Consider the following 12,524-nt stretch of genomic DNA (forward strand, 5'->3'; position numbering starts at 1 on the left):
TCCCGCCTTAGGCGGCGGCCACGTGCAGCAGCGACCGCTGCCGCGCGTAGCCGAAGTACACCACCAGTCCAATCACCAGCCAGATACCGAACGCGATCCACGTGAACAAGGTCAGGAAGGACATCAGCACCACGCACATGATCACGGCCAGCGCCGGGACCACCGGCACGCCCGGGCAGCGGAACGCGCGGTGCAGGTCCGGACGCTTTTTGCGCAGGATGATGACGGCCACCGACACCAGGCTGAACGCGGCCAGCGTGCCGATGTTGATCAGCTCGGTCAGCACGTTCAGCGGCACCAGCGCGGCGATCAGGCCGAACAGCAGGCCCACCACCCAGGTGGCGAAGAACGGCGTGTGGTGCTTGGGATGGATGGCGGACAGTTTCTTCGGCAGCAGGCCGTCGCGCGACATGGCGAAGATGATGCGGGTCTGGCCGTAGGCCATCACCAGGATCACGGTGGTCATGCCCAGGATCGCGCCCAGATCGACGAAGCCGGCCACCCAGTTCTCGCCCGCGTACTTCAGCGCCAGCGACACCGGATGGTCCACACCCAGGAATTCCTTGTAAGGCACGATGCCGGTCATGATGGCCGAGACGATCACGTACAGCACGGCGCAGGCGGCCAACGAACCGATGATGCCGATCGGCAGGTCGCGCTCGGGGCGCTTGACTTCCTCGGCGGCCGAGGTCACCGCGTCGAAGCCGATGAAGGCGAAGAACACCAGCGCGGCGGCGCTCATGATGCCGGTCACGCCGAACGGCGCGTAGGGCTGCCAGTTCTCCGGCTTGACGTGGCCGGCGCCGACCGCGATGAACAGCAGCACGACGCCGATCTTGATGGCGACCATCACGTTGTTGACGCGCGCCGATTCGCGCACGCCCAGCGACAGCATGGCCGTCAGCGCCAGCATGATCAGCAGCGCGGGCAGGTTGAACCAGGTGGCGACGCCGGGCAGCGCGCCGGGCGCGGCGGTCAGTTCCACCGGCAGCTTGAGGCCGAAGCCGGCCATCAGCGACTGAAAATAGCCGGACCAGCCGACCGACACGGCGGACGTGGCCAGGCCATATTCGAGCAGCAGGTCCCAGCCTATCATCCACGCGACCAGTTCGCCCAGGGTGGCGTAGCTGTAGGTGTAGATGGAGCCGGCGACCGGCACGGAGGAGGCGAATTCGGCGTAGCAGAGGGCGGCGAAGCCGCAGGCGATGGCGGCGACGATGAAGGAGATGGTCAAGGCCGGGCCGGCGGTGAGGGCGCCGGTGCCGGTGAGGACGAAGATGCCGGTGCCGACGATGGCCCCTATGCCCATCAATATAAGGTCGAATGGGCCCAGCACTTTCGATAGTCCGCCGGGCGCTTTGCTGGCGGCCACCATGTCGTCGAGGTTCTTCGTTCTGAAAATACTCACTGTTATTCTCCGTCTGTTTTGTTTTTGGCGTCAGGTTTCACCGCGTTTGCCGGCGCCCGGGTGGGGCTTGGCGGAGCGGTGCCGCATACTAGCACAAGGCCCCACCCGAATGTCACTCTGGCAAGCACCCCACCGCGCCCATGCGGCCCAGTTATAACAAGACGAAATGTGGCATATCGGAAATTAAAATTGGCTGAATCACAGTGCGCTTGTTAATCTGTATTGCATCGCAACATACTTTAAGGAGCCCACCATGCAAACGATCCTGCACAGCCTGCCGTACCTGATGGTCGCCGTCGCCTTCGCCCTGCGCGCCTACGCCGCCGCCCGCGGCTAACGCTTGTCGCGGCGCGACAGCGTCTGGAAATCCAAGCCCCTTGATAGGGGCTTTTTCTATGGCGCTTTGCTTTTCGTCACCCGCGCTGCCTTGCGGCGGTTGTAGCCTGATTCTCTCGCCGGCGACGCGGCTTGTATAAAATTTGATACAATGGGCGAAGAAAAAGAGATACGTTGGGTGGGAACCGCATACAGCGACTTGCTTGCGCTTCCATATGGGCCTCGTAACCGGATCATATACATAGCGAAGTTTGAGGAAGCTGTATACGTATTGCATTGCTTTCAGAAGAAGTCCCTTGCCACCGCCAAGGAAGATAAAGACATCGCGGTCTGCCGCTACCGCGCCGTTGTGCATGCGAGGAGGGTTGCCAAGTCAAGAAGATCGACGTTGAGATTGCGCATGTAACTCCGCCCGGGGCCAATCTGTTTGCCGAACTGGGTTTCACGCCAGAGGAGGCGCGGCAATATCATGAGGAGGCCCGTCTACATATCAAGCAGGCGCTGGCGCTCAAGGAACAGCTCATGGCAGAGTTGGTGCTGTGGATGGAGGAGCACAAGCTCAAACAGGCGGAAGCGGCTCACATCCTCCATGTGACGCGCCCGCGGGTTTCCGATGTCGTCAACAAGAAAACCGCCAAATTCACGATCGATTCCTTGGTGGAGATGCTGGCACGGGCCGGCAAGTCGGTAAGCCTCGAGGTCCGGAATCACATCACGGCAAAGTCAGGATGACCTTGACCGTGTCGTCCACGGCCGACTTGTCGATGTAGCCGATGGCTTTCGGGTCGTCGGCGACGGCCTTCTTCACTTCCGCATTGGACTTGAATTCCTTGGGCGGCGTGGCCTTGCCGGTGAACACCAGCTTGGACCAGATCGCCTTCACCTGCGACGGGTCCTTGTCGGCCACCTTCTGGTAGAACTCGTTGCGGATGGTCGAGCCCTCGGCCTGGTCGATCGGCGTGAACATGCTCGATTTGCCGAGGAAGAATTGCGACGCCTGCTCGGAGAACATGCGCGTGGCCGGGTTCTTGGGGCTGACGATGACCACCGTCTCCGCGAGCGCGGGCGGGGCCGCGCCGAACGCGGCGGCGAACATCAGAAGGCCGAATCTGCTTTTCATGGCGGTTCCCTAGAAGACGAAATCCACGCCCGCCGCGACCACGGTCAGCGAGTCCCGCCGGCCGGCGGCGGGCGGGAAGATCAGCGAGCCGGACTTGCGTTTCGGGTTGACGCGGTCGACCTGCACCTTCAAGGCCAGGGACTGCGCGAAGTCCCAGCGCACGCCGATCAGCTTGGTCGACTGCCGCGCCCCCAGCAACAAGTTGTCGACGGCCGCCGCCAGTTGCGGCGCCCTGGCCAGCGCGGCCGGCACCCGCACGATCGAACCCTTGCCGTCCAGCGCGGCGTGCGCGGCGTAGGGCAGCACCTTGCCGAAGCGGTAGCCGGCCATCACGTACCAGGAATCGCTGTCGGACGCGTACACCGGTTCCTGCGCGCGGCGCTGCGCGTACTCGGTCTGCAGCACGACGTTGTTCCAGTCCATGTTCAGGCCCAGGGACGTGAAGTTGATGTGTTTTTCCTCCAGCGCGATGTCGCGCCCCAGTTGCGCGAAGCCGGACTGTGTCAGCACGTTGACCAGCGAGTTCACCGGCACCACCTCGTCGCTGTCGAGCTTGGCGCGCAGGTGGCCGAGGCGGACCGTGAACGGGCCGTGCTCGGCCGAGGCCGCGAAGCCGTAGGCCGGCGCGCGGTACTTGGCGGTCAGCCCGCCGCCGGTGGGCAAGAACAGCTTGCCGCTGCTGACGCCGACAAAACCCTGCACCGTGACGTTGGTGTCGCCGAAGGCGTGCTGCCAGTTCGCGTCCGCGCCGTCCAGGTTTTCGATCGGCTCCTGGCCGTACATCTCGATAGGCGGCCGCATCATGGTGTTGGCGTAGCCGACGTTCTGGTAATCCGAAATCGTGAACGCGGGCAGCACCATGCGGCCCACGCGCACGCTGAGCTCATCGCTGAGCTTGGCCTTGACGAAGGCCCAGGTGAGGTCGGTGGTGAATTGCGGGCTGGTGTTCTTGCGCGTGAGCACCTGCGCGGTGGCCGAGAACATGTCGTTGAACTTGTAGGTGGCTTGCAGGCCCAGGTTGCTGTCCAGCCCGATGCGCGGCGAGTCCTTGACGCCGACCGCCTGGTTGTAGCGGGCGAACTGCACGTCGTCGGCATCGCTCTGCGCCACGCCCAGCGTGCCGAAGCCGCCGATGCTGAGGTTGCCGCTGTCCAGCGCGCCGGCGTGGGCTTGCGCCAGGCCGAGGGCGGCCAGGATGGATGCTGCCATGAGGTGCTTTTTCATCTATTCAATCCGATTCGTGGTGGGTGGGGCGCGGCGGCGGCCATGCGCGGCCGACTGTTGAACTTAGCTTAAGGGAAATCGCCCCCGTGCCAAAAAAATAGTTCAGACATGGCTGAATTGTCGCGCCGTATGTCGTTTTCAGGCGACGTCCACAATGAAATCGGGATCGAAGCGGGGGTTCTCGGGAGTGCCGCCGCGCGTCATGTAGCCGCAGGGATTGCAGACCACGCGGCATTTGCCCACCGTGTAGTCGAACGAGGTGTGCATATGGCCGTGGACCCACAGGTCGGCCCGCTCCACCAGCGCTTCCAGGCGCGAGGCGTACGCGGCGGACACCGGCATGGTCCTGAAGCGCCCCGCCACGGAGCGCATGGACGGGGCCATGTGCGTGACGACGACGGTCTTGCCGGCGAAGGGCTGGTCCAGCTTGCGCTCCAGCCAGTGGCGCTGCCGCGCGTGGAACTGCGCCGTGTCCGAGGCGTTCAGCTTGCGGCTTTTCGCCGCCAGGCCGATGCGCCGGTAATCGTTCATCAGCGCCTCGCACTCCTGCATGGCCGCGTGCCGCGTGTCGTCGCCGAACAGGCGGAAGTCGGTCCACAGCGTGGCGCCCAGGAAGCGCACGTTGCCGATGATCTGCTCGCCGCAATTGAGCACCAGCACATTGCCGGCGGCCTGCGACGCGGCCTCCATGTCGATCTGCACCGTGTCCAGGTCGTGGCCGTAGCCCTCGTGGTTGCCGTGCACGTAGAACACGGGCAGGCCGGGGAAGGTGCGCTCGGCCCACGCCACGCCACGCGCGCCGCTGTCGATGTCGCCGGCCAGGATGACCGCGTCGGGCCGGCTTCGCGCCGGATCGATGCGGGGCGCGAACTCGCGCCAGAGTTCATGGTGCAGGTCTGAGAGTATGAGTAAACGCATGTGGCATATAGTACCGCTGGAAGGACGCCCGGGTGGCGCACGCTAGCGCGCCGCCCGGGGTGTGCCAGCCTTGCGTCAGCCCTCGCGCCGTCGGCGCGCCACGCCCATGCCCAGCAGGCCGCACGCCAGCAGCAGCGCCGAGCCGGGTTCCGGCACGTCGGCCCGCACCTGGTCGATGGCCGCCGCGCTGAAGCCGCTTTGCTTGTTGGCGGTGGAGAAGGCGTAGTAGCGCACCTCGTCGAAGCCGGCCGCGTCCCTCAGGCCGAGGATGGCGCCAACCGGCATGCTGAAGTTGCCCGCGCCCGTCTGCAGGTTGTCGTTGTAGGTTTTCCAGTAGCCATTCAGGCCGAGGTAGCCGGAGCCGGCCGCGAACTCCAGGCCGTACATCTCCCCGCCGCCGGCCAGCCGGATGCTGACATAGGCGTTGTTGCCGGCCGTGGCCATGTAATTGCCCTGGAAGGCGGGACTCAGTTCGCTGACGTCGTCGTAGCAGTCCACGCCGGCGTAGCCGCAGCCGTTGTTGCCGGCTGATCCGGTGTAGGAGAACAGCAGGCCGTTCTCCGCGTAGTTCCCGGCCAGCGTGGTGTTGGCGTCGAAGTTGGCGGCATGGGTCGGCGAGCGGATCGCGCTATTGGCGCCGAAGCTGGCGATGACGCCGGCGGACGCGCCGCCGGCCAGGCCGGCCGCGGCCGCCGCGAGCGCGATGCGGATGATGGTTTTCTTCATGTCGCGTTCCCGTCTCTTATAGTTTGATGAAGTCGACCGCGTCGTACGCATAGCCGGGGCTCAGGTACTTGACCCCGCTCGAGCCGCTGATGGCCGTCAGCGTGAGCACGTTCTGGCCCACCACCAGTTCGCTGGCGGGGATGTTGAAGGTGTACATGGTGTTGTTGCCGCGGTAGGTGCCCACCGTGAGCGTGCGCGTCTTGGGCTGGTTGGGCGCGGCCGGGTTGGCTGCGACCCAGCCGTTGAGCTGCGGCTTGGGCCGTCCGCCCGCGTACGACACCGTCATGCCCAGGCGCAGCTGGTAGTTGGCGATCTGGCTGCTCTTCAGGTTGAACTTGATGGTGATGGTGCCGTTCACGTCCTTCCACTGGTAGGCCGGGAAGCCGGTGGACGGGGTGGACGTGCCCACCACGTAGTCGGGCGGCACCCACGAGGCCATGCGCACGTCCTGCGGGTGCATGGTGGTGAGCTTGTCGCCGTTGATGAACTCGGTGGGCGTGCCATCCCAGTCGCCGATGCGCCACAGCGGCGTGGCCGCGCTCGGGTCGCCCGTGATGGCGATGGTGTTGAGGGCCTCGACGCCGCCCGCCGTCACCGTCACACCGCGGCTCTCGACCGCGTACTCGTTCTTGTACACCGTCATCGTGTAGGTGCCGGGCAGCATGCCCGGGCTGTCGAAGTGGCCGGTGACGGGGTCGGCCTTGGTCCAGTACTGGGCTGTGGCGTTGGCGAATCCCACTGTGTACTCGTAGTTGGGAACGCGGCCCGTGATGCCGACGCCGGCCACGCGGCCGCGGCCGCTGTCCGGAACGTAGCCCACCATGCCCATATTGGCCAGGAAAGCGGTGTCGCCCACGGAGGGAGCGCTACCATCGTTGAACACAAGGGTGTACTGGTTGAGGATGTTGGTGCGGAAGGCCTCGGTCTGGGCCTCGCCGTAGTTGACGATGTAGGTCAGCTCCTGGTTGGTGCTGGTGGCCTGGTTCAGCAGGCTGCGGTAGAACGGTCCGCCCGAGTTGCCCTCGTTGTTGTCGCGCACCACCCACATGCCGGCCGTGGCGCTGGTGGCGCCGATGTACCGCCAGTCCTTCAGGCGCATGTTCGAATAGTGCTTGGAGCGCGTCTGCCCGTTCGGCAGGCCGAAGATGTCGCCGGACTCGATGGTGCTGGTGGTGCCGCGCAGATCGGACGGGACCGGGCCGTTCGGCAGCGCGTTGATGGGCACGCGCAGGATGAAGCGCGTCAGGCCCAGCGTGCTCGGCTCGCTCGTGAAATGGGTGCCCATGTAGATGTTGTTGACCCCTTTCTTGACGATGTAATAGTGGGTCAGGTCGCCGGCCTTGACGGTGACCTTGACGTGCTCCGTGCCGACCACCGCCGCGGTGACACTGACGGCGGAGACGCCCGTGTACAGGAAATCGAAGCCGGAATTCACCTGGCTGCCGCGGGACGCGTCCTGGTACTGCACGCCGTTGTAGATCATGGAGGCGATGTCGCCGGCGGACTGGGTGCTGACACCGTTGTCCAGGCGGCGGATCTTGAACACAAGGCCGGCGCCGGTGTCCACGGTGTAGAAATTGGCGTCCTCGCTCAGGCCGAAGGTGCCGGCTTCCGGCGCGCCCATGCGCTTGGCCGTCGGGCCGGACGCCGTGTCGCCCGCGGTTTCGCCGCCGCCGCAGCCAGCCAGCAGCGCCAGCAGTGTCAAGAGGGGAAGGGTGGCGATGGATGTTTTCAGATGCTGGGTGGTCATGCTCGTCTCCTTGGTTGTAGTGGCGATTTTTGTGTTATCGACATCTTTTCTTGCCAGCCAAGTATTCATTTCCAGCCACATGCCCGTCAATCGGGGAAGGCCCGTATTGTCTAAAGAATCACGTTGTTGATTGATGACGGCGCTACCATGCCCCGCCCGGGGCGGAATCGTGGATGGAATGAGACGAATCGGGGAAGACGTCCCCGCCCGGCCGGGCGGGGAGGGAGGGGAAACTAGATGGCCGAGGCCAGCCGCGGCGCTTGGGAAGCCTGCCGCGCGGGGCGCATGCCGCCGCCGGCTTCGGCATGGGCGCCGTCCTCGCCGTCCAGGCGGAAGGTGCTGACCAGTTGCGCCAGCGTGGCCGCCTGGTCCTGCAGCGAGGTGGCGGCGGCGGCGGCCTGCTCCACCAGCGCCGCGTTCTGCTGCGTGGCCGCGTCCATCTCCGTGATGGCGCGGTTGACCTGGTCGATGCCGGATTCCTGCTCCATGCTGGCGGCGCTGATGTCGGCCATGATGTCGGTCACGCGGCGCACGCTGGCCACGATGTCCTGCATGGTGCTGCCGGCCTGGTCGACCAGCCTGCTGCCGGCGTCCACCTGGGACACCGAATCGTCGATCAGCGTCTTGATCTCCTTGGCGGCGCTGGCCGAGCGCTGCGCCAGGCTGCGCACCTCGGACGCCACCACGGCGAAGCCGCGGCCCTGCTCGCCCGCGCGCGCCGCCTCCACGGCCGCGTTCAGCGCCAGGATGTTGGTCTGGAAGGCGATGCCGTCGATCACGCCGATGATGTCGACGATCTTCTTCGAGGCGCCGTTGATGGCGTCCATCTTCTGCACCACCTGGGCCACCACGTCGCCGCCGCGGACGGCCACTTCGGAGGCCGACGCGGCCAGCGTGTTGGCTTGCCGCGCGTGCTCGGCGTTCTGCTTGACGGTGGAGGTCAGCTCCTCCATGGAGGAGGCGGTCTCTTCAAGCGAACCGGCTTGCTGCTCGGTGCGGGAGGACAGGTCGAGGTTGCCGCTGGCGATCTCGGCCGAGGCGGTGGCGATGGTGTCGCTGCCCTTGCGCACCTGGCCGATGATGTCCATCAAGCCGGCGTTCATGTCCTTCAGCGCCTGCAGCAGCTGGCCCGTCTCGTCGCCGGAGCGCACGGTGATCTGGCTGCTCAGGTCGCCGTCGGCGACCTTGCGCGCCACGTCCACCGCCGCGCCCAGCGGCACGGTGATGCTGCGCGTGACCAGGTAGGCGACCACGGCGGCGATGGCGATGGCGGCCAGGGCCAGCCCGGCGATCGCGTACTTGGACGTTTCCGCCTGGCGCCCCGCGTCCTGTCCGCTTTGCCGCATCAGTCCCGCGTGGAAGGCGACCACCTTGTCCAGCGCGGCCATGTATTCGGCCTGGATGGGGTGCAGTTCCTTGAGCAGGAACACGCGCGCCTCGCTGCGGTCCTCGGCCAGCAGCTTGTCGAAGGCGATGCGGCCGTTGATGAATTTGGGGTGCAGGGCCTGGACGGTGGCCAGGTTGGCGCGGCCCGCCTCCGATACCACCGATTTGGCCAGCTGATCCAATGCGGACTGGATTTCCTTCTCGCTGCGGGTGATGTTGTCGATCTCCTTCTGGCGCGCCGTCTCGTCGCTCATCAACAGCAGGTTGCGCATGCTGCGCGCGACCTCGTCGGCGCCATCCTTGATGGTGTGGGCCAGCACGGTCTTGGGATAGCGGTTGTCGTTGTTGTTCGCCAGCTCGGCGCTCAGGCCCGTGATCCGCGCCACGGCGAGGACCGCCAGCGCGAGCAGCAGCGCGATGACGATGCCGAAACTGATTGCGAGGCGCTGGCCGACTTTGAGGTTTTTATAGTTCATTTTTTTCCACCTGGGCGTTGGGAGGGGCACGGAACTTGATTTTTTCCCGATTCTACTCCCGCGGCGCTTTTTCCCGAAACGACATTCTTTCAAGCGCGTAGTTTCTGTGGCGAAACGGCCCACTGGCTCAAGCGGCGGCATCGGCGGGCGGCTGGGGCCCGCGCAGCCGGAACTCCTTGGGCGTCATGCCGGTGTGCTTCTTGAACAGGCGGCTGAAATAGGCCGGGTCCTGGAAGCCCAGTTCATAGGCGATGCTGGCCACGCCGGACGGCACATAGGTCAGCTTGCGGCAGGCCTCCAGGACCAGCCGGTCCTGGGCCATGTCGAAGGCGGACTTGCCGTTCAGCTTGAGGCACAGGCGGTTCAGCCGGCTGGGCGTCACGTGCAGCGCGTCCGCGTATCGGGCCACCTGCCACTGGTCGCGGAAATGCCCCTCCACCAGCGCGCGGAAACGGCTGAACAGCTCGAAGTCCTGCCGGCCAGACTGGCCCGCGACGCGGCCGGCGGCGTGGGCGCGCAGCAGCAGCATCAGCACGGCGCGCGCCAGCCAGTCCAGCATCAGCGTGTGGCCGTAATGGTTCCACGCCGACTCGGCGATCAACTGGCGCAGCAGCACCTCCAGCCGCACGCGCAGGTCCGGCACGCCCGCCAGGTCGATCGCCAGCGGCTGGATGAACAGCGGCGCGAAGGTGTCCGCCTGCAGGCCGGCGCTGAGGAACACGATGTTCTGGTCCACCGTCAGCACATAGCCCTGCGCCTCCTCGGAGAACTCGAAGCCGTGCACCACCGCCGGATGGATGGTCAGCACGGTGGGGCCCTCGCGGTCCCAGGTCTCGTCGTCCATGCTGGCGCGCACGTGGCCGGCCATCAGGAACAACACCTGGAACAGGCCGGGATGGGTGTGGCGGCCGATATGCCAGTCGTGCTGGCGGCTACGCTTCTCGATGGTCTCGATGTGCACGAACTCGGCGTTGTCGACCGGGCCGTGCTCGCCGTACAGGGCGAATTGTGGAATCTCGTGCATGTAAAAATAGTACAAGAACTTCGCCGCTTAATCCATTCTTTTGTCGATTTGGGAGGGATACGATACGGACATGCATTAATTTAGTCCAAGTCCAATTGATCAAGGAGACAATATGAAAACCCAGGTAGCCATCATCGGAGCGGGGCCGGCGGGCCTGTTGCTGTCGCATCTGCTGCATTTGCGGGGCGTGGAGTCGGTCGTCATCGAAACCCGCAGCCGGGCCGACATCGAGGCCACCATCCGCGCCGGCGTGCTGGAGCAGGGCACCATGGACATCCTGAGCGAGGCCGGCGTCGGCGAGCGCATGCGCGCCGAGGGCGCCTTGCACCACGGCTTCGAACTGGCCTTCGGCGGCCAGCGCCACCGCGTCGACCTGCACGGGCTGACCGGCAAGTCCATCACCGTCTATCCGCAGCACGAGGTGATCAAGGACCTGGTGGCCGCGCGCCTGGCGGCCGGCGGCGACCTGCGTTTCGAGGTCGGCGCGGTCTCGCTCAAGGACATCGACACCGGCAAGCCGGGCGTGTCCTTCACCCAGGGCGGCGAACGCTACGCCATCGAGGCCGATTTCGTCGTCGGCTGCGACGGTTTCCACGGCGTCACCCGTCCGTCGATGCCGGGCGAGGGGCGCCAGGACTTCCAGCGCGTCTATCCCTTCGGCTGGTTCGGCATCCTGGTGGAGTCGGCGCCGTCGTCCGAGGAGCTGATCTACGCGCGGCACGAGCGCGGCTTCGCGCTGGTCAGCACCCGTTCGCCGACCGTGCAGCGCCTGTACTTCCAGTGCGACCCGGCCGACCATGTCGACAACTGGTCGGACGACCGCATCTGGAACGAGCTGCACCTGCGGCTGGAGAACAACGACGGCTGGAAGGTGAACGAAGGCAAGATCTTCCAGAAGGGCATCATCGGCATGCGCAGCTTCGTGTCCACGCCGATGCAGCACGGACGGCTGTTCCTGGCGGGCGACGCGGCCCACATCGTGCCGCCGACCGGCGCCAAGGGCATGAACCTGGCGATCTCGGACGTGCGCATCCTGTCCGAGGGGCTGGACAGTTTCTACCGCACCGGCGGCGAGGCGCTGCTGAACGGCTACACGGAAACGGCGCTGAAGCGGGTGTGGCGGGCGGAATACTTCTCGTGGTGGATGACCAGCATGTTGCACACCTTCCAGGACGCGTCGGCGTTCGAGCGCCAGGTGCAGCGGGCCGAGCTGGACAATGTGGTCGCCTCGCGCGCCATGATGACGGCGCTGGCGGAAAACTACGTCGGCGCGTTCTAAATAAATAGCCCTGGGCGCTTTTTAACAGCGCCCAGGGCTATTTTCGCCATGCGGATTACTTCTCGGCGAACGCGCGTTCGATGACGAAGTCGCCGGGCGTGGAGGTGTTGCCTTCGTTGAAGCCGCGGGCCTCCAGCATTTCCTTCAGGTCGCGCAGCATGTCGGCGCTGCCGCAGATCATCACGCGGTCCTCGTTCGGGTTCAGTTCGGGCACGCCCAGGTCCTCGAACAGCTTGCCGCTCTCGATCAGGTCCGTCACGCGGCCCATGTTCTTGTATTCCTCGCGGGTCACGGTCGGGTAGTAGCGCAGCTTGCTGGTGACCAGGTCGCCCAGGAATTCGTGGTTAGGCAAGTGCTCCACCAGCAGGTCGTGGTAGGCCAGCTCGTCCACCTGGCGCACACCGTGCACCAGGATCAACTGGTCGAACTTCTCGTAAATCTCCGGATCGCGCACAATGCTCATGAATGGCGCCAGGCCGGTGCCGGTCGACAGCATGTACAGGCGCTTGCCCGGCAGCAGGTAGTCGGACACCAGCGTGCCGGTCGGCTTGCGGCCGACGATCACGGTGTCGCCCACCTGCAAGTGCTGTAGGCGCGAGGTCAGCGGACCGCCCGGCACCTTGATGCTGAAGAACTCCAGATGGTCCTCGTAATTGGCGCTGGCGATGCTGTAGGCGCGCAGCAGCGGCTTGCCGTCCACGCGCAGGCCGATCATGGTGAAGTGGCCGTTGGAGAAGCGCAGCGCGGGGTCGCGCGTGGTCGTGAAGGAAAACAGGGTGTCCGTCCAATGGTGCACGCTCAATACGCGCTCTTCGTTCATGTTGCTCATGTGTCACAATCCTGACTAAAAGAGTATGCTGCTGAAAAAATGATGCCG

General features: G+C 65.3%; 12 protein-coding genes. 3 read left to right on the forward strand and 9 right to left on the reverse strand.

Translation table 11 applies throughout. From position 1 onward, the window contains the following. Nucleotides 1-7 precede the first annotated feature (7 nt). Complete coding sequence (bcaP, locus tag BM436_RS18965) at nt 8-1,408, reverse strand: branched-chain amino acid transporter BcaP (RefSeq protein WP_093557094.1); 1,401 nt, start codon at nt 1,406-1,408, stop codon at nt 8-10. A 487-nt stretch (nt 1,409-1,895) separates the two neighbouring features. Between bcaP and BM436_RS18970 the strand changes: the two genes are divergently transcribed. Both BM436_RS18970 and BM436_RS18975 read left to right on the forward strand, forming a co-directional pair. Further along, nucleotides 1,896-2,150 (forward strand): type II toxin-antitoxin system RelE/ParE family toxin, encoded by a 255-nt coding sequence (locus BM436_RS18970; protein ID WP_093557095.1) that lies wholly within the window; start codon nt 1,896-1,898, stop codon nt 2,148-2,150. Further along, a complete protein-coding gene (locus BM436_RS18975; RefSeq protein ID WP_229490501.1) occupies nt 2,126-2,476 on the forward strand; it encodes a helix-turn-helix domain-containing protein in 351 nt (116 codons plus the stop codon). Before BM436_RS18970 ends, BM436_RS18975 begins: the two co-directional genes overlap by 25 nt. Here BM436_RS18975 and BM436_RS18980 read toward each other — a convergent pair. The 7 genes from BM436_RS18980 to BM436_RS19010 all read right to left on the reverse strand — a co-directional run bounded on the left by BM436_RS18980 (nt 2,457) and on the right by BM436_RS19010 (nt 10,368). Further along, nucleotides 2,457-2,864, reverse strand: coding sequence for a type 2 periplasmic-binding domain-containing protein (locus tag BM436_RS18980; protein WP_371859654.1), 408 nt, complete (start codon nt 2,862-2,864; stop codon nt 2,457-2,459). The genes BM436_RS18975 and BM436_RS18980 overlap by 20 nt on opposite strands. Before the next feature lie 9 nt (nt 2,865-2,873). Next, on the reverse strand, nt 2,874-4,088 hold the full coding sequence (locus BM436_RS18985; protein WP_093557098.1) for a porin: 1,215 nt from the start codon (nt 4,086-4,088) through the stop codon (nt 2,874-2,876). A 138-nt stretch (nt 4,089-4,226) separates the two neighbouring features. Continuing rightward, nucleotides 4,227-5,006 (reverse strand): metallophosphoesterase, encoded by a 780-nt coding sequence (locus tag BM436_RS18990; protein WP_093557099.1) that lies wholly within the window; start codon nt 5,004-5,006, stop codon nt 4,227-4,229. Nucleotides 5,007-5,081: 75 nt separating this feature from the next. Continuing rightward, the gene (locus BM436_RS18995) at nt 5,082-5,732 is read right to left on the reverse strand and encodes a PEP-CTERM sorting domain-containing protein (protein WP_143133221.1); all 651 of its coding nucleotides are present in this window, start codon (nt 5,730-5,732) and stop codon (nt 5,082-5,084) included. Between the two features lie 16 nt (nt 5,733-5,748). Further along, a complete protein-coding gene (locus tag BM436_RS19000) occupies nt 5,749-7,482 on the reverse strand; it encodes a rhamnogalacturonan lyase B N-terminal domain-containing protein (protein WP_229490486.1) in 1,734 nt (577 codons plus the stop codon). Between the two features lie 233 nt (nt 7,483-7,715). Further along, nucleotides 7,716-9,344, reverse strand: coding sequence for a methyl-accepting chemotaxis protein (locus tag BM436_RS38505; protein ID WP_093557101.1), 1,629 nt, complete (start codon nt 9,342-9,344; stop codon nt 7,716-7,718). A gap of 127 nt (nt 9,345-9,471) precedes the next feature. Beyond that, nucleotides 9,472-10,368, reverse strand: a complete 897-nt coding sequence (locus BM436_RS19010; RefSeq protein WP_093557190.1) for a helix-turn-helix domain-containing protein — start codon at nt 10,366-10,368, stop codon at nt 9,472-9,474. A 112-nt stretch (nt 10,369-10,480) separates the two neighbouring features. On the opposite strand from BM436_RS19010, the gene BM436_RS19015 reads away from it, so the two are divergent. Continuing rightward, nucleotides 10,481-11,647 (forward strand): 4-hydroxybenzoate 3-monooxygenase, encoded by a 1,167-nt coding sequence (locus BM436_RS19015; RefSeq protein WP_093557102.1) that lies wholly within the window; start codon nt 10,481-10,483, stop codon nt 11,645-11,647. 55 nt (nt 11,648-11,702) lie between these two features. On the opposite strand, the gene BM436_RS19020 is transcribed toward BM436_RS19015, so the two are convergent. Further along, nucleotides 11,703-12,476 carry a ferredoxin--NADP reductase gene (locus tag BM436_RS19020; RefSeq protein ID WP_093557103.1) on the reverse strand — a complete coding sequence of 258 codons (774 nt, stop codon included), beginning with the start codon at nt 12,474-12,476 and terminating at the stop codon, nt 11,703-11,705. Nucleotides 12,477-12,524: the final 48 nt, after the last annotated feature.

The sequence above is a fragment of the Pseudoduganella namucuonensis genome (genome assembly GCF_900116645.1).
GTDB lineage: Bacteria > Pseudomonadota > Gammaproteobacteria > Burkholderiales > Burkholderiaceae_D > Rugamonas > Rugamonas namucuonensis.

Coding starts and splice junctions, on each gene's coding strand:
- BM436_RS18970 (WP_093557095.1), top strand. CDS start 1,896: ATGGGCGAAGAAAAAGAGATACGTTGGGTGGGAACCGCATACAGCGAC.
- BM436_RS18980 (WP_371859654.1), bottom strand. CDS start 2,864: ATGAAAAGCAGATTCGGCCTTCTGATGTTCGCCGCCGCGTTCGGCGCG.
- BM436_RS18985 (WP_093557098.1), bottom strand. CDS start 4,088: ATGAAAAAGCACCTCATGGCAGCATCCATCCTGGCCGCCCTCGGCCTG.
- BM436_RS18990 (WP_093557099.1), bottom strand. CDS start 5,006: ATGCGTTTACTCATACTCTCAGACCTGCACCATGAACTCTGGCGCGAG.
- BM436_RS18995 (WP_143133221.1), bottom strand. CDS start 5,732: ATGAAGAAAACCATCATCCGCATCGCGCTCGCGGCGGCCGCGGCCGGC.
- BM436_RS19000 (WP_229490486.1), bottom strand. CDS start 7,482: ATGACCACCCAGCATCTGAAAACATCCATCGCCACCCTTCCCCTCTTG.
- BM436_RS38505 (WP_093557101.1), bottom strand. CDS start 9,344: ATGAACTATAAAAACCTCAAAGTCGGCCAGCGCCTCGCAATCAGTTTC.
- BM436_RS19010 (WP_093557190.1), bottom strand. CDS start 10,368: ATGCACGAGATTCCACAATTCGCCCTGTACGGCGAGCACGGCCCGGTC.
- BM436_RS19015 (WP_093557102.1), top strand. CDS start 10,481: ATGAAAACCCAGGTAGCCATCATCGGAGCGGGGCCGGCGGGCCTGTTG.
- BM436_RS19020 (WP_093557103.1), bottom strand. CDS start 12,476: ATGAGCAACATGAACGAAGAGCGCGTATTGAGCGTGCACCATTGGACG.